At 46.6% G+C, this 20,887-nt stretch carries 24 protein-coding genes; 15 read left to right on the plus strand and 9 right to left on the minus strand.

Annotated elements, in window-relative coordinates:
* Positions 1–188: 188 nt before the first annotated feature.
* Positions 189–413, minus strand: a complete 225-nt coding sequence (locus tag JGK16_RS30260; protein ID WP_293192115.1) for a hypothetical protein — start codon at positions 411–413, stop codon at positions 189–191.
* Between the two features lie 157 nt (positions 414–570).
* Here JGK16_RS30260 and JGK16_RS30265 point away from each other — a divergent pair, with 157 nt between their 5' ends.
* The 13 genes from JGK16_RS30265 to JGK16_RS30325 all read left to right on the plus strand — a co-directional run bounded on the left by JGK16_RS30265 (position 571) and on the right by JGK16_RS30325 (position 11,006).
* The gene (locus JGK16_RS30265) at positions 571–1,470 is read left to right on the plus strand and encodes an AraC family transcriptional regulator (protein ID WP_293192117.1); all 900 of its coding nucleotides are present in this window, start codon (positions 571–573) and stop codon (positions 1,468–1,470) included.
* A gap of 140 nt (positions 1,471–1,610) precedes the next feature.
* The gene (locus tag JGK16_RS30270; RefSeq protein ID WP_293192119.1) at positions 1,611–1,859 is read left to right on the plus strand and encodes a CDGSH iron-sulfur domain-containing protein; all 249 of its coding nucleotides are present in this window, start codon (positions 1,611–1,613) and stop codon (positions 1,857–1,859) included.
* A gap of 42 nt (positions 1,860–1,901) precedes the next feature.
* Positions 1,902–2,636 (plus strand): SDR family oxidoreductase, encoded by a 735-nt coding sequence (locus JGK16_RS30275; RefSeq protein ID WP_293192121.1) that lies wholly within the window; start codon positions 1,902–1,904, stop codon positions 2,634–2,636.
* 12 nt (positions 2,637–2,648) lie between these two features.
* A complete protein-coding gene (locus tag JGK16_RS30280; protein ID WP_293192123.1) occupies positions 2,649–3,236 on the plus strand; it encodes a cytochrome b/b6 domain-containing protein in 588 nt (195 codons plus the stop codon).
* 10 nt (positions 3,237–3,246) lie between these two features.
* A complete protein-coding gene (locus JGK16_RS30285; protein WP_293185408.1) occupies positions 3,247–3,834 on the plus strand; it encodes an isochorismatase family protein in 588 nt (195 codons plus the stop codon).
* 2 nt (positions 3,835–3,836) lie between these two features.
* A complete protein-coding gene (locus JGK16_RS30290; RefSeq protein ID WP_293192126.1) occupies positions 3,837–5,633 on the plus strand; it encodes an iron uptake porin in 1,797 nt (598 codons plus the stop codon).
* A gap of 12 nt (positions 5,634–5,645) precedes the next feature.
* Positions 5,646–5,807: a hypothetical protein gene (locus JGK16_RS30295; protein WP_293192129.1), complete on the plus strand. Its 162-nt coding sequence runs from the start codon at positions 5,646–5,648 to the stop codon at positions 5,805–5,807.
* A 295-nt stretch (positions 5,808–6,102) separates the two neighbouring features.
* A complete protein-coding gene (locus tag JGK16_RS30300) occupies positions 6,103–7,494 on the plus strand; it encodes a transposase (RefSeq protein WP_293185405.1) in 1,392 nt (463 codons plus the stop codon).
* 3 nt (positions 7,495–7,497) lie between these two features.
* Complete coding sequence (locus JGK16_RS30305; protein ID WP_293185404.1) at positions 7,498–7,974, plus strand: hypothetical protein; 477 nt, start codon at positions 7,498–7,500, stop codon at positions 7,972–7,974.
* 370 nt (positions 7,975–8,344) lie between these two features.
* Positions 8,345–8,599: an acyl carrier protein gene (gene acpP, locus JGK16_RS30310; RefSeq protein WP_293185403.1), complete on the plus strand. Its 255-nt coding sequence runs from the start codon at positions 8,345–8,347 to the stop codon at positions 8,597–8,599.
* Between the two features lie 97 nt (positions 8,600–8,696).
* The gene (fabF, locus tag JGK16_RS30315; RefSeq protein ID WP_293192131.1) at positions 8,697–9,950 is read left to right on the plus strand and encodes a beta-ketoacyl-ACP synthase II; all 1,254 of its coding nucleotides are present in this window, start codon (positions 8,697–8,699) and stop codon (positions 9,948–9,950) included.
* A gap of 330 nt (positions 9,951–10,280) precedes the next feature.
* Positions 10,281–10,625, plus strand: coding sequence for a papain fold toxin domain-containing protein (locus JGK16_RS30320; RefSeq protein ID WP_293192169.1), 345 nt, complete (start codon positions 10,281–10,283; stop codon positions 10,623–10,625).
* Positions 10,626–10,640: 15 nt separating this feature from the next.
* Positions 10,641–11,006, plus strand: coding sequence for a hypothetical protein (locus JGK16_RS30325; protein WP_293192133.1), 366 nt, complete (start codon positions 10,641–10,643; stop codon positions 11,004–11,006).
* Between the two features lie 56 nt (positions 11,007–11,062).
* Here JGK16_RS30325 and JGK16_RS30330 read toward each other — a convergent pair whose 3' ends face one another.
* From JGK16_RS30330 to JGK16_RS30365, 8 genes are all read right to left on the minus strand, one after another.
* Positions 11,063–11,797, minus strand: coding sequence for a hypothetical protein (locus tag JGK16_RS30330; protein WP_293183059.1), 735 nt, complete (start codon positions 11,795–11,797; stop codon positions 11,063–11,065).
* 2 nt (positions 11,798–11,799) lie between these two features.
* Positions 11,800–12,126, minus strand: coding sequence for a hypothetical protein (locus JGK16_RS30335; RefSeq protein WP_293183061.1), 327 nt, complete (start codon positions 12,124–12,126; stop codon positions 11,800–11,802).
* A gap of 19 nt (positions 12,127–12,145) precedes the next feature.
* Positions 12,146–12,925 (minus strand): DUF6816 family protein, encoded by a 780-nt coding sequence (locus JGK16_RS30340; protein ID WP_293192135.1) that lies wholly within the window; start codon positions 12,923–12,925, stop codon positions 12,146–12,148.
* Positions 12,926–13,105: 180 nt separating this feature from the next.
* Entirely contained in the window at positions 13,106–13,510 is a 405-nt protein-coding gene (locus tag JGK16_RS30345; RefSeq protein WP_293183125.1) for a ChuX/HutX family heme-like substrate-binding protein, read from the minus strand.
* 211 nt (positions 13,511–13,721) lie between these two features.
* The gene (locus tag JGK16_RS30350; RefSeq protein WP_293183065.1) at positions 13,722–14,675 is read right to left on the minus strand and encodes a PhoH family protein; all 954 of its coding nucleotides are present in this window, start codon (positions 14,673–14,675) and stop codon (positions 13,722–13,724) included.
* A 772-nt stretch (positions 14,676–15,447) separates the two neighbouring features.
* The gene (locus JGK16_RS30355; protein WP_293192137.1) at positions 15,448–15,933 is read right to left on the minus strand and encodes a KH domain-containing protein; all 486 of its coding nucleotides are present in this window, start codon (positions 15,931–15,933) and stop codon (positions 15,448–15,450) included.
* Positions 15,905–16,189 (minus strand): 30S ribosomal protein S16, encoded by a 285-nt coding sequence (rpsP, locus tag JGK16_RS30360; protein ID WP_293157400.1) that lies wholly within the window; start codon positions 16,187–16,189, stop codon positions 15,905–15,907. Before rpsP ends, JGK16_RS30355 begins: the two co-directional genes overlap by 29 nt.
* Positions 16,190–16,364: 175 nt before the next feature.
* The gene (locus JGK16_RS30365) at positions 16,365–17,702 is read right to left on the minus strand and encodes a D-alanyl-D-alanine carboxypeptidase (protein ID WP_293183069.1); all 1,338 of its coding nucleotides are present in this window, start codon (positions 17,700–17,702) and stop codon (positions 16,365–16,367) included.
* Between the two features lie 474 nt (positions 17,703–18,176).
* Here JGK16_RS30365 and plsX point away from each other — a divergent pair, with 474 nt between their 5' ends.
* Positions 18,177–19,229 carry a phosphate acyltransferase PlsX gene (gene plsX / locus JGK16_RS30370; protein ID WP_293183071.1) on the plus strand — a complete coding sequence of 351 codons (1,053 nt, stop codon included), beginning with the start codon at positions 18,177–18,179 and terminating at the stop codon, positions 19,227–19,229.
* A gap of 349 nt (positions 19,230–19,578) precedes the next feature.
* The gene (locus tag JGK16_RS30375; protein WP_293157417.1) at positions 19,579–20,580 is read left to right on the plus strand and encodes a beta-ketoacyl-ACP synthase III; all 1,002 of its coding nucleotides are present in this window, start codon (positions 19,579–19,581) and stop codon (positions 20,578–20,580) included.
* Positions 20,581–20,887: the final 307 nt, after the last annotated feature.

Here is a 20,887-nt window from a genome sequence, read left to right on the forward strand (position 1 = left end):
TTTGACAAAAAGAACGAAATATGTATTATGTAGGGCGAAGGATGAGGGTGACAGTAGATCGCGATCGCCAACCATTTTTTTGTCCTCATGCGAGAGCCCGGCCAAGGTCTACATCAACATACATACTATGTCGCTTGTGTCAACCTTTAATACTGAACCGACGCCCTAGTTTTTCTTCCTCCCCCAGGTCAGCGAATTCTTTGTTGATTCAAGGTGGGTTCTGATTTATTTTTTAACTCCTTAATTTCCTTGGCTATTGTATTCCTATCTACTCCCAAAACTCGGGCTATGTAAATGATTCCACCACGACCAAGTTTTACGGCTTCTATCGCTGCATATCTTCTTTGGTCTTTTTCAGATAAAGACTGATGATGTTGGAGCATTAAAGCAGTAATTTCGTCTGAGTAATACATAAATTATGTTAGAATAAATGATTCAAATCAATAAGTCATAGGCAACACAAGAATAACCAAGCAGGTATAATATTTGACATCATACCGAAATATGAACCTATTCATATTCTACCAACTCCGTCAATCGAGATCGTGACTTATCTTTAGGAGAACTCTAATGGGAAAAAATTCAGCTTTGGTGATTAACCCAATTCGAGAAAAAGAGATGATTCGGGTTCTCCCGTATGCTCCTCAAGCGAGTAGCACCGAGTTGAAATGGAAGCATCTCAACGTTTCTTACTATCAACTTCCGTCAGTTGAATGCCCTGAGCATACATTATCAAAGCACGTTATCGGTCTGAATTTAGGTGCGCCTGCTCGACTAGAGCGCGTAATCGATCGTCAGGTCAAAAGCGATCGCTTTACTGAAGGCGAAGTGTTTTGTATTAACCCTGCTGGACTCTATCGCACGATTCGCGTTGTCGATCCAGCCCAAATCTTACACCTGTATCTTGAACCAGAATTTGTGAGCCACTTTGCTCACGATCGCATCGATCCCGATCTGGTTGAAATCATTCCCTCTTTTCATCCGCACGATCCTTTCCTGCTTCAACTTGGACTGACTCTCAAGTCTGCTGTTGTGAGTGGCACTGAGATTGATGCGCTTTATGCAGACGCGGCGGCAACAATGCTAGCGGCTCATTTATTACGGCACTACTCGACAGTTGCTGTAGAAACGCAAAAAGGAGTAAATGGATTGAGTCAATCAAAGTTAGACACTGCGATCGACTATATTCATGCTCATTTAGATGAGGATCTCTCGATTGATACCCTGGCTCAATTGGTGCAAATTAGCTCATACTACTTCGTGCGTTTGTTCAAACAGTCAATGGGATTAACCCCTCATGCTTACATTGTGCGTCAACGGTTAGAACGTGCGAAACATTTGTTAAAGATGACGGATTTATCGATCGCAGAAATTGCTTACCGCACAGGCTTTTGTCATCAAAGCAGATTCTCTACTGTCTTTCGCCAATATCTCCATACCTCTCCTAGGGCTTATCGAGACCAAAAGTAACTTTTTATGGATTAGTGCAAGATTCAGCAAAATGAGAGCAAGAAAAGGAAAGACAGCGACCAAGCAATTGTCTTAAGATTTTATTAATAAATCGGCGCTTTACTTTAGGTTCGGTTTCAACCTCTATTCAGTAAAATACGATGGGTGCTGAGTTACAGCCTGTGATTGTCGATAAGAAGCCAACCGTTCTAGAACTTGAGCCAGGAACTTATTTCTGGTGTAGCTGTGGACATTCTAGTAATCAACCGTTTTGCAATGGCGCTCACAAAGGAACTGGTTTTGTTCCAAACAAGTTTGAGCTAACTGAGAAGAAGAAAGTTGCACTCTGTCTCTGCAAACATACTGGAAATGCTCCATTCTGTGATGGCTCCCATCATCAGTACGAATAATAGTGATTCTCAGTATCATGCAGGCATTTTAGGAGTAATGTTATGTCATCTCTAACTGGAAAAGTGGCGATAGTGACAGGTGGATCGCGCGGAATTGGCAAAGCGATCGCGGAACGTTTAGGGCATGAAGGTGCAACCGTTGCTTTGACCTATGCAGGCAATCGCGACAAAGCGGAGGCTGTTGTTGAATCAATCAAAGCCTTTGGAGTTGATGCAATTGCGATTCAATCAGACATCAGCAACCTTGCAGAAACGCGATCGCTGTTTGAAAAAGTAATTCACGCCTTTGGTCATGTTGATATCGTCGTGAACAACGTAGGCGTTTCAGTCTACAAGCTCACCACAGACATCACCGAAGCTGATTTTGATAAAGTCTTCAACACGAATGCGAAAGGAACATTCTTTGCCTTACAAACGGCGGCACAACATTTAAGCGATTGTGGACGAATCATCAGTTTATCGAGTGGTGCAACGCGGCAGAGTATCCCAACGGGTGGCGTTTATGCTGCAAGTAAAGCCGCGATCGAGCAATTTAGTTTTGCGCTTTCCAAAGAACTCGGACATCGGGGAATTACGGTTAATCTCGTTGCTCCTGGAGTCACGAATACAGACGGATTGATCATGCCTGCGGATGCGCTAGATCATCTGGTGCAATCCACGCCGCTCGGTCGATTGGGGCAACCTGCTGACATCGCTGATGTCGTTGCATTTTTGGCATCGGATGCAGCGCGATGGGTTAATGGGCAAACGATTCAAGTTAATGGTGGCATTCTGTAAGAGGCATTCAGCATGAGTTCACTTCAAAACGCAACCGTCAAAAAGCCAAGGCTCAATTCTGCTTTCCAACGATTGATGTCCGTTCATTGGTGGATGGCAGGCTGCTATCTGATTCTATTTGTCGGTGGCACGTTCATGGCGCGGTTGCCTAGAACTCCGGTTCGAGGATTGCTTTATGACTTTCATAAGTCGATCGGTGTTCTGACAATGGCATTGCTCACCTGGCGAATTTTGACGCTGATTCAGGTGATGTGGAAGAAATACATGAAGCGATTGCCAAAGTTCTCGCCGCAATGGTGGAGAAATTTCGCATTGCACGCATTGATGTATGTGTTCATGTGGGCAGTCCCGATCGCAGGTTTTTTCTTTTCTAATTCTTTTCGATCGAACAACGTCAAATTTTTCGGGCTGCTGCTGCCAGATTTGTTTCCGCAAAATGATGCAATGGTCGATTTGGGTCGATCGCTCCATTTTTGGCTGGCTTATACCTTTCTCGCTTTTATTGCAGTCCATCTGATTTTTCAGTGGAAAGTAGCAAAAGCCAATTGGCGGCGATTGACAGGCTTCTTGAAAACTAGGAAAGCAACAAAGGAAACTTAAGAGACTTACCATGAACTATTGTGAAAAACTAACTCGCGATAATTGCGTTGTGGTTTTGGTTGACTTCCTAGACGGATTTTTGCCAGGACTGAAGACGATTAATCATGACTTATTACGAAAGAACGCAGAAGCTTTTACTCGCCTTTCAAATATCTTCGATATTCCAACAATTATGCTGGGAGAAGAAGGCGGATTTCGAGGTAAGTTCTTTTCGGAAGTCGTTGCCCATGCCGATCGTGCGATTCGGATCGAGCGTCATACGCCCAGCGCTTGGGATGAACCCACGTTTCGGGATAAATTAGCTGCGATCGGGCGTAAGAAAGTTCTGCTAGGTGGAATTTCTCTAGATATCTGCACGCTGCAACTGACACTCGATTTACTGGAAGCAGGTTACGAAGCTTATGTCGTGGTAGATGTTTCTGGATCTGATACTCAGTTGAATGAAACAGCAGCGCTGCTACGCATGACTCAAGCAGGAGCCGTTATGGTTTCTTGGGCATCGGTTGCTTCAGAAATCATGAAAGACTGGGAAACGCCAGAAGGCCCAGCGGTTGGGCAGCTCTACCAGGAACTCAGCTACTGGGGCAATCGGCTGTAGAAATGAAGCAATTAGGACTTTACACAGTGTTGGCTTTGGGCTTGGGACTTTGGATAGATTGCTCTTCTACCCTAGCTCAGACAGCTTCCGCTGATTCTGCGATCTCAACGAACTTACAGCCAGAAATCATTCCGTCGGTCGATCGACTTGCAGATGTGCTTCCATCTGCCGCTGATTCTGTGGACTCAACGAACTTGCAACCAGAAATAATTCCGTCGGTCGATCGACTTGCAGATGTGCTTCCATCTGCCGCTGATTCTGTGGACTCAACGAACTTGCAGCCAGAAATCATGCCATCGGTCGATCGACTTGCAGATGTGCTTCCATCTGCCGCTGATTCTGTGGACTCAACGAACTTGCAGCCAGAAATCATGCCATCGGTCGATCAACTTGCAGATGTACTTCCATCCAGTTGGGCATTTTCAGCAGTGCGATCGCTCGTCGAAAAATACGGCTGCATTGCTGGTGATTCAGAAAAACGGTTTAGAGGCGAACAAGCACTTTCTCGTCAAGAATTCGCAGTAGCGCTGAATGCTTGCTTAGAACGGATCAACACGATCGATGGGTTAACTCGCGACGATTTGATGGCTGTAGAACGTCTTCAGCAAGCATTTACGACTGAGTTAACTGCTTTACGCGATCGAGTTGAGGGTCTAGAAACTGAAGCGAACAGATTGGAATCTCAGCAATTTTCAACGACGACGAAACTATCAGGACAAGCAATTTTTGCAGTCAATGCAGGCGGATTTAGTGGAGATCGAGTGATTAGTCCTAGAGGTGCGATCGTCACGCGCGATCGACCGAATCCGACCGCTTTGTACCGCCTCAGTTTGGATCTAAATACCAGTTTCAAAGGTACTGACTTACTAAAACTTCGCCTACTGGCTGGGAGTCCTGGAACTAACGATAATGCGGCTGGATTTCTAGAACCGAATTTAGGGAGTACCTTAGATTTCGCGATTCCTGGCACAACGCAAATATCTCTTGCTCGTTTGTACTATTCTTTTGCTCCTACTAAGGATCTCAGCGTGACTGTCGGGGCAAGAATGGTTGCGGGTGATTTTGTTGATAAAAATCGATTCGCGAACGTTAGCTTTCGAGATTTTTCGACTCAATCCCTCATCAACAATTTTGTTCTGTTACCTAGGCCGGGAGGTGCGGGCGCTGCGATCGACTGGAAGCCGAATCAAGGTGCTTTAAGGCTGCGTGCAGTTTACATTGCCAGTAATTCAGAAGAAAGTTTGCCCGAAAATCAAAGCTTCTTTGGCGGTGGCAGTCCTGGAGATATTCGGCTTTTTCCGATCGCAGGAGGCGGCGCAAGAGGCGGATTGTTTGGCGATCCCTACATGGGCGTTGTGGAACTAGAATATGCACCGACAAGCTCCTTCTCGGCCCGCTTGCAGTACAGCGGCGGAGAAGTTCTTGGCAGCAATTTTCAGTCTGTTGGCGCAAACTTTGATTGGGCAATCACATCACGGCTTGGCATCTTTGGGCGCTATGGTTACGCTTCCTATCCTGATACGACGATCGGGGATATTCGCCCTAGTTATTGGTCTGCTGGCGTTTCTCTTCAGAATTTGTTCGTCAAAGGTGATTTAGCTGGACTGGGTGTCGTTCAGCCTTTCATTTTGACAGAGGTAGGAAACGCAACACAAACAAATATTGAAGCGTTCTACAACTTTCCGCTAGCCAACAATATTCGGATCACTCCGTTGATCCAGGTCATCACTCATCCTGCCAATCAAAACAGCAATGGCACGATCGTAACTGGAACACTCCGCACCGTTTTTACCTTTTAGCATTTACATTCTATGAAAGAACATTCCGCACCTGCTGTCGTGGCGATCGCGCGTCGCGTTAAACCAGGATCTGAAGCCGACTTTGAGGCAGCCGTCCGAGGTGTCACCCTAGCAGCCAGTACATTTCCGGGCTATTTAGCTAGAGCAGCAGGAGCCTCACGCCATAATCTTTGATTTGGCGCGAGAGGAATGCGCGTGAGTCGAGGAGTGGTGTCTGACCAAATTGGCGTAGCCAACAGGAAAGACATCGACGACGAGACGAACAAACTACCGCTCTGGCAATGAACGAATAAACTCTCGGATGACATCGGTTTTATTGCGCTTCACCCGCTTACAGTGGTTTTATTGCGCTTCACCCGCTTACAGTAATTATCTAGAATTTTCTTCTCTGTTTTTGGCAGTCTAATATTGATGGAATCGTCATATTTCATGGCTTGCACCGCAAGGCAATATCAATTACAATAATGACATGAAATACACCTACCAGTACAAAGCACTTCCCACAACTGAACAGAAGCTAGAGCTTAATCTCTGGTTGCGGACTTGCCAGTATTGGTACAACCGTCAACTAGGAGATAGGTTTGACTGGTGGGAATGTAATCGCTCTTATGTCAACGCTTGCCCTTTGATCTGCCACTTGCCTGAGCTACGGGATCAGCCCAACTATTACAGTCAGAAAAAATACCTGCCTGACATCAAAACAGATCTAGTTACGGTCGGTTGGTCATCTGAGTTGTTGGACTTCTCACGGGTTCCGGCTAACACGTTGCAGGAGGTTTGTAAGCGAGTTGATAAGGCGTTTGAACGATTTATTGCAGGTGACAGTACTGGCAAACGGAGTGGTAAACCTCGCTTCAAGTCTGCTGACCGATTTCGCTCCATGGTGTTTGAGGGTGCTGGAGTCGAATTGCATTCTTGTTCGTTAGGTGGCAAATATCTGTTCGTCAAGATACCTAAGCTGAGACTGCTAAAAGTGCGGATGCACAGAGATCTTCCAGATGGCGCAATCTTGAAGCAGGTGCAACCGATCGAAAAGGCAGATAGTTGGTATGTCAACCTGCGACTAGAAGATCCAACTGTGCCTATCAAATCTGATGGGGTCGATCTGAACTGGGATACTGCTTTGGGTATGGATGCAGTTTTGCATGAAGATGACTACCTGGCGACCTCTGAGGGTGAAAAATTGCCATCTCTGAAGTCGTTTCGCAAGTCTGAGAAGCGGTTGGCTAAAGTGTCTCATCGCAAGGCGGCTAAGAAAAAAGGAAGTCGTTCCCGTCGCAAGTTGGCTCATCGTGAAGCTAGAGAACATCAACGCATTGCGAGGGCTAGACGCGACCATGCCTTCAAAACCGCTCACAAGGTTGTGAGGACGGGTAAAACAGTATTCTTTCACGAGAATCTCAACCTGAAAGGGCTGAGCAAGCGCAATGGCGCAAAACAAGATGAGCAGGGAAAGTACCTGCCGAACGGGCAATCGGCTAAGTCTGGACTAAACAAGTCCTGGAACGATGCCGCGTTTGGGCAATTCTTCACAATCCTGGAATACATAGCTGCAAAAGCTGGAGCCGTCGTGATTGGAGTGAACCCCGCCTACACATCCCAACTACTTGCATATCGTGATGAGTTCATCTTCACCGATTGCAGCATTCGAGAGTATTGGGATGAGGTAGAAAATATGAGGGTTGATAGGGACATCAACGCCGCTATCAATATCAAAAGAGTCGGGCTGGGCGAGTTCCCGACTATAAATCGCCGTAGAGGGAAAGTTGTTGTGGGCCGTTCTACAACTGATAGTACCTCGAAGGAAGTTCTCTCTACTCTCCGGAGTCTGGAGAAGCCCACACTATATGCAAAGCATTAGTGTGTGGAGTCGTCACGCGGCGAAGTTCTCTACCCCAACAATCGAGGCGGTGAATGGCAACTAATTATGCGATTCGACACGCTGATTCATTTACAGGAATGGGAAAACTCTCCAATTTGCCAAGGTTGGATTGCACTGGCAGATGCCCTCACAGAAACGCCCAGAGTATCGCGAGTGAATGGATTAGAAGCTTGGTTTGCTTTACCTGAAATGCCGAATGTTGCGCCACCGCCAAAATGGAAAACTGCGATCGTCAGCGCGATCGGTATTTATCCAATGATTTCTCTGATGCCCATTCTGTTGAAACCAATCACAAACGGACTCCCTACTTGGCTAGTAACCCTTGTCAGCATTGCAATCATGATGCCGTTGATGACTTGGGTCGTCATGCCTCAGATAACACGGTTGTTCAAGCTCTGGCTTTATCCTCCGATGGCAAAGCATTCAGCCCATCAATCATCTAATTCAAACCCAAATTAAAGGAGCCTCTGGCAATTAGACCGATCGAAAATTCAGCGTGAATTATTGATAATCGATTCGTCTGCATTACCGCCCTGATCGACCTACACCGCGGCCTCGACCGTAAGGGCCTAGTGATGCAGAATCGCGCAACATAACGTAGGGGAGAGGGGAATGGGGAGAAAGAGAGGGAGTCAGAGGGATGACTCAAGAGCTTCGGAAATTCATCACTCCATCACCCCATCACCCATCACCCATCACCCATCACCCATCACCCCATCACCCCATCACCCCACACCAAGGGTCAGTTAGAAAAGCGGCAAGCCTTCCTCTTGCAGATCCCCCTTTCGGATAAGATTAGATACGCAGCAACCAATGAGGACACGATGTTATGAGTCAAGACGACATTTTTGCTAGAGTCAAGAAAATTGTGGCCGATCAACTAGAAGTCGATCCCACCGAAGTCAAGCCCGAAGCCAACTTTGCTAACGATTTAGGAGCAGATTCCCTAGATACAGTAGAGCTGGTAATGGCATTGGAAGAAGAGTTTGATATTGAAATTCCCGACGAAGCAGCCGAAGCAATTACCACGGTTCAAGCTTCTGTAGATTTCATCAGCAGCAAACTTGCAGCTCCAAAAGCATAAAATACCTGTCTTTTCCCCTAAGAGGAGAGAAGTTATAAAACTAACAACTCCTCTTTTGTTCTGCGTTCTGGGTGTTTAATTTTTTGAAACTGAAATCATGACAAATTTAGAGCGTAAGCGCGTTGTTATCACGGGTCTCGGCGCGATTACACCGATCGGCAATACCTTGTCTGAATATTGGGACGGGTTGCTGGCCGGGAAGAATGGCATCGGCCCGATCACCTTGTTCGATGCGTCGCGGCACGACTGCCGGATTGCTGGAGAGGTGAAGGGTTACGACCCTCACGAGTATTTAGAGCGCAAGGAAGCAAAGCGGATGGATCGCTTTGCTCAATTTGGGGTATCAGCGAGCAAACAAGCTCTGGCTGATGCGAAGTTTGAGATTAACGACCTGAACGCAGAACAGGTGGGTGTCATTCTTGGCACCGGCATTGGCGGGCTGAAGGTTTTAGAAGACCAGCAAGAAATTTATCTGACTCGCGGCCCCGATCGATGCAGCCCGTTTATGATTCCGATGATGATTGCGAATATGGCCGCAGGCCTGACGGCGATTCAAACGGGCGCCAAGGGGCCGAACTCTTGCACGGTGACAGCCTGCGCTGCCGGCTCAAACGCGGTGGGCGATGCGTTTCGCCTAGTTCAGGGCGGTTATGCCCAAGCCATGATTTGCGGCGGTACCGAAGCGGCGGTGACACCTTTGTGCGTGGCGGGTTTTGCTGCGGCGAGGGCGCTTTCGACTCGCAATGATGACCCGACTCATGCTTGCCGTCCGTTCGATCGCGATCGTGATGGTTTTGTCGTCGGCGAAGGCGCTGGCATTCTGCTTTTAGAAGAAATGGAACACGCTTTGGCACGAGGCGCCCGAATTTACGCAGAAATCGTCGGCTACGGTTTAACCTGCGATGCGTACCACATGACATCCCCAGTACCGGGGGGCGAAGGTGCATCGCGGGCGATCGCTTTAGCCCTCAAGGATGCGGGTTTGACGCCGGATCGAGTGAGCTATATCAACGCTCACGGCACGAGCACGCTTCCCAACGATTCTACGGAAACCAAGGCAATTAAGAAGGTTTTGGGAGAAAGCGCTTACAAAGTAGCAATTAGTTCTACCAAGTCCATGACAGGCCATCTTTTGGGCGGTTCCGGGGGAATTGAGGCGGTGGCGACGGTAATGGCGATCGCCAACGATAAAGTCCCGCCGACAATCAATCTAGAAAATCCCGATCCTGAGTGCGATTTAGATTATGTTCCCCATACAAGTCGCGATCTAAAAGTTGATGTGGCGCTGTCGAATTCCTTTGGGTTTGGCGGCCACAACGTGACACTGGCATTCAAGAAGTTTGTGCAGTAACCCGAAATCGGAAAGTCGCAAGTTAGAAGGTGAAAAACTAATTTTTCACCTTCTAATTTTTTTAGGTGAATTTTTAGGTTGGGTACACTGCGACTAAGGAATGAAAATTTAATAACTTACACGCTCGATGATTGTTGTGGGATGGGCGTCCCGCCCGTCCTTTCTGCACGGGCGGGACGCCCATCCCACAAACCGGGTTTTTTACCGAATCTGCGGGCTACAGCGAATATTTTTCGTAAAAAACCCGGTTTCTGGCCATCGATGCGTAAGTCATCAATTTGTTGGTTGTGGTGGGATATGAGTTAAATTAGTGCTGAGCAAATACTGCAAATCAAGGCTATTGTCGATCGCCATGAAAACTTTAAATGTGTTGAGTGCGCCACCAATCTCAAAGATTACTTGACAAGTCAAGGAATTCCTGGAAAGCGCATAAAACTGTACACTGGATTCGGCAGAGGCAGGAACAGTGGCATTTATGATGATAGCGTACCGAGAGATGCTATTTCAGAAAATGGTCGCCACGAAGGAATCGCTCTAGTTATCAACAATATAGAGACTATTTTTGATAACCATCACCCGGATGGGCTTACTAAAGAGCAATGGATGACAAATCTGCAATTTCACGGTAAAATATTTAATGGTTTACGGTTTATAGTGACAGAAGAAGATTTTTAAAAGGAGACTATTTTTATGGTGGTCGAAGTTAATGTTAATAAACTAGATGTTAAAAATGAATACTTTTTTGATTTACTCCAAAGAATCAAACAAAGACCGGGTATGTATTTGGGCAAGTGTTCAATTACCCGCCTGCGCGCATTTTTAGATGGATATGAGACGGCTAGAGCGGAACTTGGGTTTCCCGACACAGAACAACAACAACAACTTGATGGATTTCAAGAGTGGATACAAGAAAGATATCAAATTACGTCAAGTCACGGATGGGACAGTATAATTCTCTTCTTCTCTGCTGATGAAAAAGACGCCCTCGATAAGTTTTTCAAACTGTTGGAAGAATTTTTTAATCTCGATAAAATTGCTGAAGACAAAGACAATTAGCAGAGATGTCTCAAATCCTCACTTCACAATGCCTGGATCGAGATTTCACCTTAATTCTAGGAAGTAATTGCCGAAATCAAATATTTATCGCCCGTTGAGCTGGGATATTTAACAGAAAACGCTTGCACATTTTCCTGATTCAAATTAGCGGCGTAATATTGCTTGAGCTTGTCAAAAGTCAGATCGCCTCCTGTTAACTCAGTTGTATAACCTCTTTCAATTTCACCCATATACCCCAAAACGGCTGCAAAGCCTTCGGGATCTTGCTCTGCCTGAATTTGAACAGATAAAGGACTTCCTGAAGTGTTTTCGTAAACTAAGGTGATTACTCCTTTTCTTTCCCTTTTCCATTCAAAAATACTAATTTTTTCCTTATTAATTTCAATAAAATTATCGCCGTTTTTGACAATTAGGTAGTTTTCTACATCAAAAAGTAGGGGTGGATCGGAAACTATAGTAAGTTCTCCCCATTCCCCTCTTAAATAGTATTTGCCATCCGCGCTAAAAAATTCGTCTATATTCCCGTAATCAACGCTACCATCTGGATCTGCAATGGGGCTGATGTTGTTCAGAACCAAATCGTAGGTTTGAGGGTAGGGAAAATTTAAGCTCATCCGCCGATAACAATACTGTTCTTCAGGTAAGGGTTGAGTGTAGAGAGAGTGATTTTCTGTGAGAACAGCTTCCAAGAGGATTTGTATAGATGTTTTATCATTAATGCTAAGTACATAGCTATCCTCTAGATAAATATTTTCAAATCCCGGAAATTGCCAGTAGTTTAAGCGTTCCATTTTTAAATGTCCCAATCAATAGGAGTATGATTAGCTGGGCTTTTTCTGTTAACGAGCTTTCCTTGTAGATCGATTCTACTGCCTTTAGCATTTTTTAGCTCTACATGAGGGTGGTTGCTTCCGGGAGCTCTTGGAGTTCCCTGTTTGAGTGTTAATCTAGTTACTCCGTTTTTATCAATATATTTTAACGGGCCATTAGGTGTTTGAGTAGGATGCCAGCCCTGTTGTGACTCAGCCCACATTTGAAAGTCGCTTGCTTTTGGATTAATCCTAGTTGAGATAGCTTGTGTTATGCGTTCCCATGCCATTCGCCCTGATAGAGTTGCCATAATTCACAATCTTCTTAGCCTATTCTCCCGGCACCAACTCCAAGCGATATCGGTACAAAGCCACAGGATGCCCTCCAGCCGCAAAATAATCCGGGTCTTGGGGCGATAAATAAATCGCTGTCACCTGATCGGCTACAATTTTTTTACTCCCAGAAGATCCATTTTCCCCGCTTCCAATCACTCGATAAGCTGTGGTTGTTTCCACTTCGTTTAAATAAATATCAGTCTCGCCCCGAAACACCTGCTGAGAAATTTCTGTAGATACAAACTCCCGAGGATTCGGCGTTTCAGTGCCGCGACTGGTGACAATCGAGATTAGTTGGCGATCGCCTTTGAGTATGGTAATCTGACGGTTGGGATTGTTTGGATCGACTTTCACGGAAAGTACGCCACCGTTGCCTAAATAGGCTTTGGCGATGTTCAAACCGTTAAAATTGCGATCGGCTACAATTTTAGGAGCTTTTTTAGATGTATAAGTAGAAATTAAACCAATAAATTTTTCAGGTTGAAATCGAACTTTAAACAATACTGGCTGCTGCAAATACTGGCGGTTTTTTTCAAATCCAGGCGTGACAATATTTGGGGCTAAAGGCGCTGCTAAATCTATTAAAGTGCTGGCAACATTCCAACTTCCGGCCATCCAGTCTGGATACACTAAATCTCCCTTAGCTACGGCGATGGGAGGCTTGCTATCCCAATTGGGAAAACTGGAAATCCGATCGCCCAAAACCCCCGCCCTCGCACCGCCACCCCACAGCAACACAACCAAAACCAGACAAAAAACCCAAATTACCTTCATACCAAATTACATTCAAACAGCTAACTTTATATTTTGCTCTAATTCGTTCGTAGTGAGGACTTCAGTCCTTCTTTTTGCGGACTGAAGTCCTCACTACCAAAAGTTGGTAATGAGGAATGCAAGTCCTTCTTTTTGCGGACTGAAGTCCTCACTACCAACCTTTTTTATTGTTTGTTAGTTTTAAATTGCCTCAACAGGTGCAGGTTCCCAAACCTCCCCGTATTGTTCTTTTAATTCGTGCCATTTTTCCACCTGTCCAGGTTCGTATTCACCAGGTTTTCCCCACTGCAAAAACGCGCTCAACGCAGCATCATTTTGCTCGTCCAGAAAACGAATTGCATAGGTAGTAAAGTTGCCTCTTTTTGCCTCGCCGGTCTCAAATTTCACTTGTTTAATTTTGTCCATATTTAGGTGAAACTCAAATATTTCGGCGTGCATATTTGCATATTTCCCCTTGGGCAACTCTGCATAAAACAGCTTGTGAATTGAACCGCGCACTTCCAGTACAGCGGCGCTGCTAGTCACGATCAAACGCAGCGTCCCCAATTTTTCGCAAGCTTCTAAGAATTCTTTGAGATTAGGCATAATTTGGAAATAGGTAATTGGGAATTGGGCATTGGGCATTAGTTATTAGTTGTTAGAACCAACAAATAACAAATAACCGATAACAACTGTCAATTTTTATGGAATTGGGCATTAGTTATTAGTTATTATAACAACAAATAACAAATAACAAATAACAAATAACCGATAACAACTGTCAACTGTCAACTGTCAACTGTCAACTGTCAACTGACTATTTTTCGTGCAATTCGTAAGCTGCAACAATCCGCTGTACTAGCGGGTGTCTCACCACATCTGACTGATTGAATTCGCAAAAAGCAATGCCTTCAACGTTACCCAGAATTTTTTGAGCAACTGACAGTCCCGACTGTTGGTTTGGTGGCAAATCTGTTTGAGTGATATCGCCCGTCACTACCATTTTCGATCGAAAGCCCAGACGAGTCAACACCATTTTCATCTGAGCAGGTGTTGTATTTTGAGCTTCGTCCAAAATGACGAAAGCATTGCTGAGAGTACGCCCTCGCATATAAGCTAAAGGAGCTACTTCGATCAAGCCTCTTTCCATTAAATCGGCCATTTTTTCGGGGTCGATTATTTCTTGGAGGGCGTCGTAAAGCGGGCGCAAATAGGGATCGACTTTTTGCTGCAAATCTCCAGGCAAAAATCCTAATTTTTCGCCTGCTTCTACGGCGGGCCTGGTTAAAATTAGCTTTTCGTACTGCTTGCTTAACAGTGCTTGCACTGCCAAAATAGCTGCTAGAAATGTTTTTCCAGTACCAGCGGGGCCGATGCAAAATGTTAGGTCGTGGGTGCGTACTGCTTGGACGTACTGCCGCTGCTTGAAGGTTTTGGCTCTTATTTCTTCGCCGCGGCGGGTTTTGGCGAGTACGTCTCGTTGCAAGTCTTGCAAATCTTCTTGGCGGTTGGTATCCAATGCGTAGCGCGCTGTTTGGATTTCTACTCCGGTGATGGTTTTGCCGGATTTCCAATAGTCGGAGAGCGATCGCACTAATTTATGACACAATTCTACTTGAGTTTTTGTGCCGGAAATCAGCAGTTCTTGGCCTCGCATTACCAGGTTGGCGCCGGTTTGCTTAGAGATAATTTTCAAGTTTTCTTCTTGATTTCCGGCCAGCGACATGGCGCTTTGATTGCTCGGTAACTCTATTGTTAGTTTTTCAGTCATGCCAGCATGAGCTCCTCCAAGTAAGTAATTAAAAGTTAACAATCAGCTTTGTTTTACGAACAAAAAGACGCCCGGTACTAGATTTTACCTAGTATCTCAGGCGTCTTTTCTGTTTAAATCGCAAATAAATTTGGTGCTTGAGGCACAAATCAAATCTCCCTTCTTTGACACTCTCAGGTCTAAAGACACGCTCGATTCTGCGATCGCGAGTAAACTCTCGCTGCGACCGTCAAACGCCGCCTAAACACTCAAAACAACTACCGACATTGCCAATGTTGTAATCGCGTTTACTTTTATTGTTTCAATGCTTTCAGAATCCATCACACTTGCCAAGACGCGGTACGCTCCACAACCTGCCATTATTTGCTCTTTCCTGTCATACTGACATCAGGACTTAAACCTAACCGTTGTTTCATAGGAGCCGGGATTTCTCCGATACTAGGATGCTTCAACACGTAGATGTTTTTTGTTCTTACTCCCAACTCAAATTATATCACATTTTCAAGAACACTCTTGACTGAAGTCCCTCGGGTCGCTTCCCTCTGAGCACGCTTTGTGTCTGAGTTTCCCGCATCCCGTGTTGCTTTGATGAAGTCAGACAACTTTAGATTTTAGATTTTAGATTTACCCGATCCCGCTGAGATTTTAGATTTAAAATTTTACATTTTTGTTTGATCGCAAAACTGGCAATCTCAAATCCAACGGGGTTTGTAACACAAAGTCTACAACAGGCAATCTAAAATCTAAAATTGTCTCTCATTCAGCAGAACAGTTAATAACCGGGAGTATTTCTGCTCGTTCTAAACGTAGGTGTGTTAGTACGGCGAGGTTGTTCTCTCGGGGTTCTGCTAGGTAAGGGAGTCGGCGACGGAGGCCCACTCCGGGGTCGGAAGTCTCCCCCATCGCGCCTAGCGCGATCGGAACGATCGCGATCCGAACGATCGCGATCGCCCCTAGGTGGCCCGGAGTTGCGATCGCCCGCTTCACCATCGTATATATCTAAGTACAGCGACTGACCCGCCGTTTGCGCCACCGCTTCGAGGGTAGTTCTTATTGCCTGAATATTGCGTCCGCCCCTACCGTAAACCCGCCCTTTATCGGGATCTTCAAAAGCGAGCCGAACCCAGACCCGGGATTGGCGCGGGTGCAGTTCGCAATCAACTCGCAAAGACGCGGGCGACTCTAAAAAAGGCCCAATTAAAAACTTAACCAGTCCAGAATAGTTGGGACTAGCTGACTGCTGCTGTGCTGGATTCAACGTTGGCTCCGGCTCCGACTTGTTCAAATACATTCGCTTTTCTCAGGATGTCACGCACGGTGTCAGTTGGCTGAGCGCCTTCTTGCAGGCGCTTGACAATCGCTGGAACATCCAGCCTGGTTTCATTATTTCTGGGGTTGTAGAAGCCGAGTTCTTCTAGGGGACGGCCGTCGCGGCGGGTAGAGCTGTTCATAGCTACAATCCGGTAGCTGGTCTCGCGTTTTTTCCCGTATCTCTTCAATCGCAGTTTGATCATCTTCTTGCAGAATAGTCCTCGATCAATTGTGACATACTCCACGCGCGAAATCTCACATTATGCTGTGGGGAATTGGGCATCGGGCATCGGGCATCGGGCATCGGGCATCGAGCCTAAAAGCATTAATCTGCCAACTGACAACTGTCAACTGTCAACTGTCAACTGTCAACTGACGTTAACCTCCCAGCAAAATATCGCTGCGATTTGCTGCCCCCAAAGCTGGTCTAGCGCCGTCAATGTGCGGTGTAATTGCTAGTGGCAGGGCCGGTGCAGTGCCCCACTGCTGCACCAATTTTTGCAGAAATATATCTTGCTGCGCTCTCAAAGAGTCCCAATCGGTGCCGCGATTAATAATTGCAAACCAAACTAAACCCCGATCGCGCGTGGGTATGGCTCCAGCCAAAGCAATCACCGTATCTAAGGTACCGGTTTTCACCACAGCCGACGGCGGAATGTGTCGGTGTTCCAAAGTTCCTTTATCGCGCCCGGACACCGGAAACAAGTCAGCAATAGTCAGCCCCGTAGTCTGAAGGTTGCGCGCGATCGCCTGCATCATCCCACAAGCCGCCCTCGGAGACATCCGATTTTCCACTCCCAATCCCGAACCGTTAATTAATTGAAGTTCCGCCGCCGGCACCCCCGCCGCCCAAGTCGCTTGCTGCTGGACTATTTTGTGTCCGCCCAAATTGTCTGCCAGTATTTGGGCAATGTCATTGTCGCTGTGGACGTTCATCTGCTTGAGAATTTCGGGTAAAGGGAGCGATCGGCGCTTCAGCAGCAAATGTCCCGAGCTCACAAATTTTTCAGCAATCACCGTGCCGGCGATCGTTACTTGCGGCTTTCTCGTTCCCCGAGCCATCTTAGAATATATTGCCAGCACGTCAGAAGGCCAACTGCGCCCATTGAGAGCCTGCCGCAGACCCTCCCCCGCAGCCAAAGGATCGGACTGGTAATTCATGCGGAAATTGCCTGTCACCACTAAGTTGCCGGCCACGCGATCGATACCCATTTGATTGAGAGCATTACCCACGGCGATCGCCTCCTCCCACACAAACAACGGATCGCCCCCGCCACTGACAACCAAATCTCCTTGCAACACCCCATTCCTAATCGGCCCGGTTCCCCGGAACCGTGTTTCAAACTGATGCTCGGTGCCCCAAGTTTCCAGCGAAGCCAGAGAAGTGGCAATCTTAGTCAGCGAAGCCCCTGGCATCAGTACCTTTCCCTGCTGACTTACCAGTGGCACCATTCCGGCTTGTACCCAAACTCCCTGATTGCCGTCTATCAGATGTTTTGCCTTCAAATCTTTTAAATATTCCTCCACCGCGACGGATGTCGGCAAGTCTCGATTTGCTGCATCTACTCCTCCAAAAGCCAGCTCTTCGGCCACCACTAACCCGGGTATCCCTCCCCGCCAAGCCAGTAGCGACACAGCGTTGGGCGCGACACTGTGTACCCCAGCCATGTCGAGCCACAGAGACATGATTCCCGAGCTAAATAATAAATCCAGCATTTTTTACACCTATAGTTCAGTCAGTCGATTTTAGATTTTAGATTTTAGATTTACTCCACAGAATCAATCTGGGGGCTTGAACTCGGGTCTAAAATTTTGGGCCCGAGTCACGACGAGTGTCGGAAACTTTTATCCGTTTTTGGGCGGGGTCAGGTAAATTATTCTATTGAGTTTTTCAATTTGCAGTCAAAAATAGTAAAGTAGGCACAAACTCTATCAGAGTAGTCGCAAATGACAATTGTCCGATCGAGTGCGAGCAGATTTTAGTTATTTATTCGCACTTCTGGATTCAGACTCCAGATCCGCAAGAAACGGGTACAACGCCCCGACGCCATTCGTGGATGCTCCCAAAATTTTCGACCCTAGTTTCTGCTGCCAGATTTCAGGCTGTAACTCAATCGAAAATCGAAAATCGAAAATCGAAAATCGGCTGACTTCCTGGTAGAATTTTTAGTGTTTCTCAAACATTGGTCAATGGGATCGACACGCGCAAGAATTGCAATAGACGCTATGGGTGGGGATCACGCCCCCGCCGAAGTTGTAGCTGGAGCGCTTAAGGCACAAGAAGAGTTAGGCGTAGAGATTTTGCTGGTGGGCGACCCGCAGCAAATAGAAGACTCGCTACGTCTTCAAGACGCGATCGGCCGCGTCTCTACAGGTCAGCTAGAAATCGTTCCTTCAGAAGGAACGGTGGAAATGCACGAAGAACCTCTAAGTGCCCTCAAACGCAAGCCCAAAGCTTCGATTAACGTAGCCATGAACTTGGTGAAGCAGCAGCAGGCTGATGCTGTGGTGTCCGCCGGTCACTCCGGTGCGGCAATGGCGGCTGCCCTACTGAGGTTGGGGCGGCTACCTGGAATCGATCGCCCCGCGATCGGTGCGGTTTTGCCGACAATGGTACCGGGTACCTCTGTACTCATTCTCGATGTCGGCGCTAATGTGGACTGCCGCCCAAAATTTTTGGAGCAGTTTGCTCTGATGGGAACTATTTACAGCCAGTGCGTGCTCGGCGTCGCCGAACCAAAAATCGGCCTGCTAAACATTGGCGAAGAACCTTCTAAAGGCAACGACGCTGCGGTACGCACCCATCAGTTATTGGCGGACAATCCGAACATTCCTTTTGTGGGCAATGCCGAAGGCCGCGACGTGCTGTCGGGGAACTTTGACGTGATTGTCTGCGACGGGTTTGTCGGCAACGTGTTGTTGAAGTTTGCCGAAGCGGTGGGCGAAGTCGTAGTCCAGGTGCTCAAGGAAGAGCTGGTCAAAGGGCTCCAACATCAAATTAACGATCCTATGCTGCAAAAAAGCTTGCAAGGATTCAAGCAGCGAGTAGACCACGTTGAACATGGTGGCGGTTTGCTGTTGGGCGTTGCTGGAGTTTGCATTATCAGCCACGGTTCGTCTCAAGCTGCCTCGATTTTTAATGCCATTCGTTTGGCAAAAGGGGCTATTGACAACCAAGTGCTGGAGCGAATTAAATCGTCCAATCGCGAAAGCGCTGTGGAACAAGAAGCTTTGAACAGTTGACAGTTGACAGTTGACAGTTGACAGTTGGCAGTTGACAGTTAACAGTTGACAGTTGGCAGTTGACAGTTGACAGTTGGCAGTTGACAGTTGACAGTTGAGTGCAACCTCGACCTGGAAGGAAGAGGATTGGAGTAATGAATAGTCTTCTTTTAATTTCTCCCGGGCTTGGGGCTTTAAACCAATTCTTTCTAGTAAGTAGAAATTAAAAATTAAAAAAGTCAAATTAAAAATGTCAGATTAAACCAACTGTTTTGCTTGAAAAAGGTAATTTCAGCAGTTTAAAAAATAGTTTAAATTTGAAGTTTTTAATTTTTAATTTCTCGACCGAACAGCGAGTAAATGGAGAGGAATGTTGCAGCAATCAGGGTTCGGCATTGCCGTCACGGGTAGCGGGTCTTGTACACCGCAGGTTTCGCTAGATAATAATGGTTTGAGTCAGATAGTAGAAACGTCTGACGAGTGGATTGCGGCGCGAACGGGCATTCGATCGCGCAGGCTGGCGGACGATCGCACTTCTTTGTGCGATTTGGCATCGGAGGCATCCCGCAGGGCGATCGCCATGGCAGAAATTTCGCCGACAGATATCGATTTGATTATTTTGGCCACATCAAGCCCTGACGATTTGTTCGGCACTGCGGGCAAAATTCAATATCAGTTGGGCGCTACAAAAGCTGTGGCTTTCGATTTGACAGCAGCTTGTTCGGGATTTGTGTTTGGTTTAGTTACAGCCTCGCAGTTCATTCGGACAGGCGTTTATCAAAATGTTTTGCTGATCGGAGCAGATATTTTATCTCGCTGGGTGAATTGGTCGGATCGAGGTACTTGCATTTTATTTGGAGACGGTGCAGGTGCGGTGGTATTGCAGGCTTCAGAGGTCGATCGATTTTTGGGATTTGAAATTCGCAGCGACGGCACGCAAAATTCGTCTCTCAATTTAGCCTACAAAGCCGAGTCAAAATCATTAATTGAGGGCGTGAATATCGGACAAGGTGGATTTGAGCCGATCGCCATGAACGGTCAAGAAATCTATCGCTTTGCCGTGAAAAAAGTGCCAGAAGTCATTGAAAAAGCAATGTTTCGGGCAAATATCAGCGCCGAAAAAATTGACTGGCTGCTGTTGCACCAAGCCAATCAACGGATTCTCGATGCAGTTGCCCAAAGGCTCAAGATTCCCCCGGAAAAAGTAATCAGCAATTTAGCAAATTACGGCAATACCTCAGCAGCTTCAATTCCCCTTGCTTTAGACGAATCGGTGCGTCTGGGTAAAGTTAAATCTGGTGAGACTATTGCTGCGGCTGGTTTCGGTGCAGGTTTGAGCTGGGGGGCGGCGATTTTTCAATGGGGAAGGTAATACGATTTTAGATTTTAGATTTTAGATTTTAGATTGGGGAATCACTGATGAACTATGGGTTGGAAGCGCAGGCTAGCAGTTTCATGATTTTAGGGAACTGGTACAATATTTTGCTCTAAACTTGCCCTGCTGACATCGGGCGTGCGACCATTAAAAAAGAAAAATCTTTTAACACGCCATACACAGGTCATAGCATAGGGTAAAGCCTGCACCAAGCCGTGCATCCTTCGACAGGAATTCTGGACAAGAGTGTGCTGCAATTGAAAATCCTCTATTTTTCGATGGACTTTCCCCCCGTCGAAGGTTG

Origin of the sequence: Microcoleus sp. PH2017_09_SFU_O_A (assembly GCF_020738625.1) — a bacterium.
In the GTDB taxonomy this organism is placed as follows: domain Bacteria; phylum Cyanobacteriota; class Cyanobacteriia; order Cyanobacteriales; family Microcoleaceae; genus Microcoleus.

What these genes read in the sequence shown, in the direction of transcription:
- JGK16_RS30260 (WP_293192115.1), bottom strand. Translation starts at nt 413, where the DNA reads ATGTATTACTCAGACGAAATTACTGCTTTAATGCTCCAACATCATCAG.
- JGK16_RS30265 (WP_293192117.1), top strand. Translation starts at nt 571, where the DNA reads ATGGGAAAAAATTCAGCTTTGGTGATTAACCCAATTCGAGAAAAAGAG.
- JGK16_RS30270 (WP_293192119.1), top strand. Translation starts at nt 1,611, where the DNA reads ATGGGTGCTGAGTTACAGCCTGTGATTGTCGATAAGAAGCCAACCGTT.
- JGK16_RS30275 (WP_293192121.1), top strand. Translation starts at nt 1,902, where the DNA reads ATGTCATCTCTAACTGGAAAAGTGGCGATAGTGACAGGTGGATCGCGC.
- JGK16_RS30280 (WP_293192123.1), top strand. Translation starts at nt 2,649, where the DNA reads ATGAGTTCACTTCAAAACGCAACCGTCAAAAAGCCAAGGCTCAATTCT.
- JGK16_RS30285 (WP_293185408.1), top strand. Translation starts at nt 3,247, where the DNA reads ATGAACTATTGTGAAAAACTAACTCGCGATAATTGCGTTGTGGTTTTG.
- JGK16_RS30290 (WP_293192126.1), top strand. Translation starts at nt 3,837, where the DNA reads ATGAAGCAATTAGGACTTTACACAGTGTTGGCTTTGGGCTTGGGACTT.
- JGK16_RS30295 (WP_293192129.1), top strand. Translation starts at nt 5,646, where the DNA reads ATGAAAGAACATTCCGCACCTGCTGTCGTGGCGATCGCGCGTCGCGTT.
- JGK16_RS30300 (WP_293185405.1), top strand. Translation starts at nt 6,103, where the DNA reads ATGAAATACACCTACCAGTACAAAGCACTTCCCACAACTGAACAGAAG.
- acpP (WP_293185403.1), top strand. Translation starts at nt 8,345, where the DNA reads ATGAGTCAAGACGACATTTTTGCTAGAGTCAAGAAAATTGTGGCCGAT.
- fabF (WP_293192131.1), top strand. Translation starts at nt 8,697, where the DNA reads ATGACAAATTTAGAGCGTAAGCGCGTTGTTATCACGGGTCTCGGCGCG.
- JGK16_RS30325 (WP_293192133.1), top strand. Translation starts at nt 10,641, where the DNA reads ATGGTGGTCGAAGTTAATGTTAATAAACTAGATGTTAAAAATGAATAC.
- JGK16_RS30330 (WP_293183059.1), bottom strand. Translation starts at nt 11,797, where the DNA reads ATGGAACGCTTAAACTACTGGCAATTTCCGGGATTTGAAAATATTTAT.
- JGK16_RS30335 (WP_293183061.1), bottom strand. Translation starts at nt 12,126, where the DNA reads ATGGCAACTCTATCAGGGCGAATGGCATGGGAACGCATAACACAAGCT.
- JGK16_RS30340 (WP_293192135.1), bottom strand. Translation starts at nt 12,925, where the DNA reads ATGAAGGTAATTTGGGTTTTTTGTCTGGTTTTGGTTGTGTTGCTGTGG.
- JGK16_RS30345 (WP_293183125.1), bottom strand. Translation starts at nt 13,510, where the DNA reads ATGCCTAATCTCAAAGAATTCTTAGAAGCTTGCGAAAAATTGGGGACG.
- JGK16_RS30350 (WP_293183065.1), bottom strand. Translation starts at nt 14,675, where the DNA reads ATGACTGAAAAACTAACAATAGAGTTACCGAGCAATCAAAGCGCCATG.
- rpsP (WP_293157400.1), bottom strand. Translation starts at nt 16,189, where the DNA reads ATGATCAAACTGCGATTGAAGAGATACGGGAAAAAACGCGAGACCAGC.
- JGK16_RS30365 (WP_293183069.1), bottom strand. Translation starts at nt 17,702, where the DNA reads ATGCTGGATTTATTATTTAGCTCGGGAATCATGTCTCTGTGGCTCGAC.
- plsX (WP_293183071.1), top strand. Translation starts at nt 18,177, where the DNA reads ATGGGATCGACACGCGCAAGAATTGCAATAGACGCTATGGGTGGGGAT.
- JGK16_RS30375 (WP_293157417.1), top strand. Translation starts at nt 19,579, where the DNA reads ATGTTGCAGCAATCAGGGTTCGGCATTGCCGTCACGGGTAGCGGGTCT.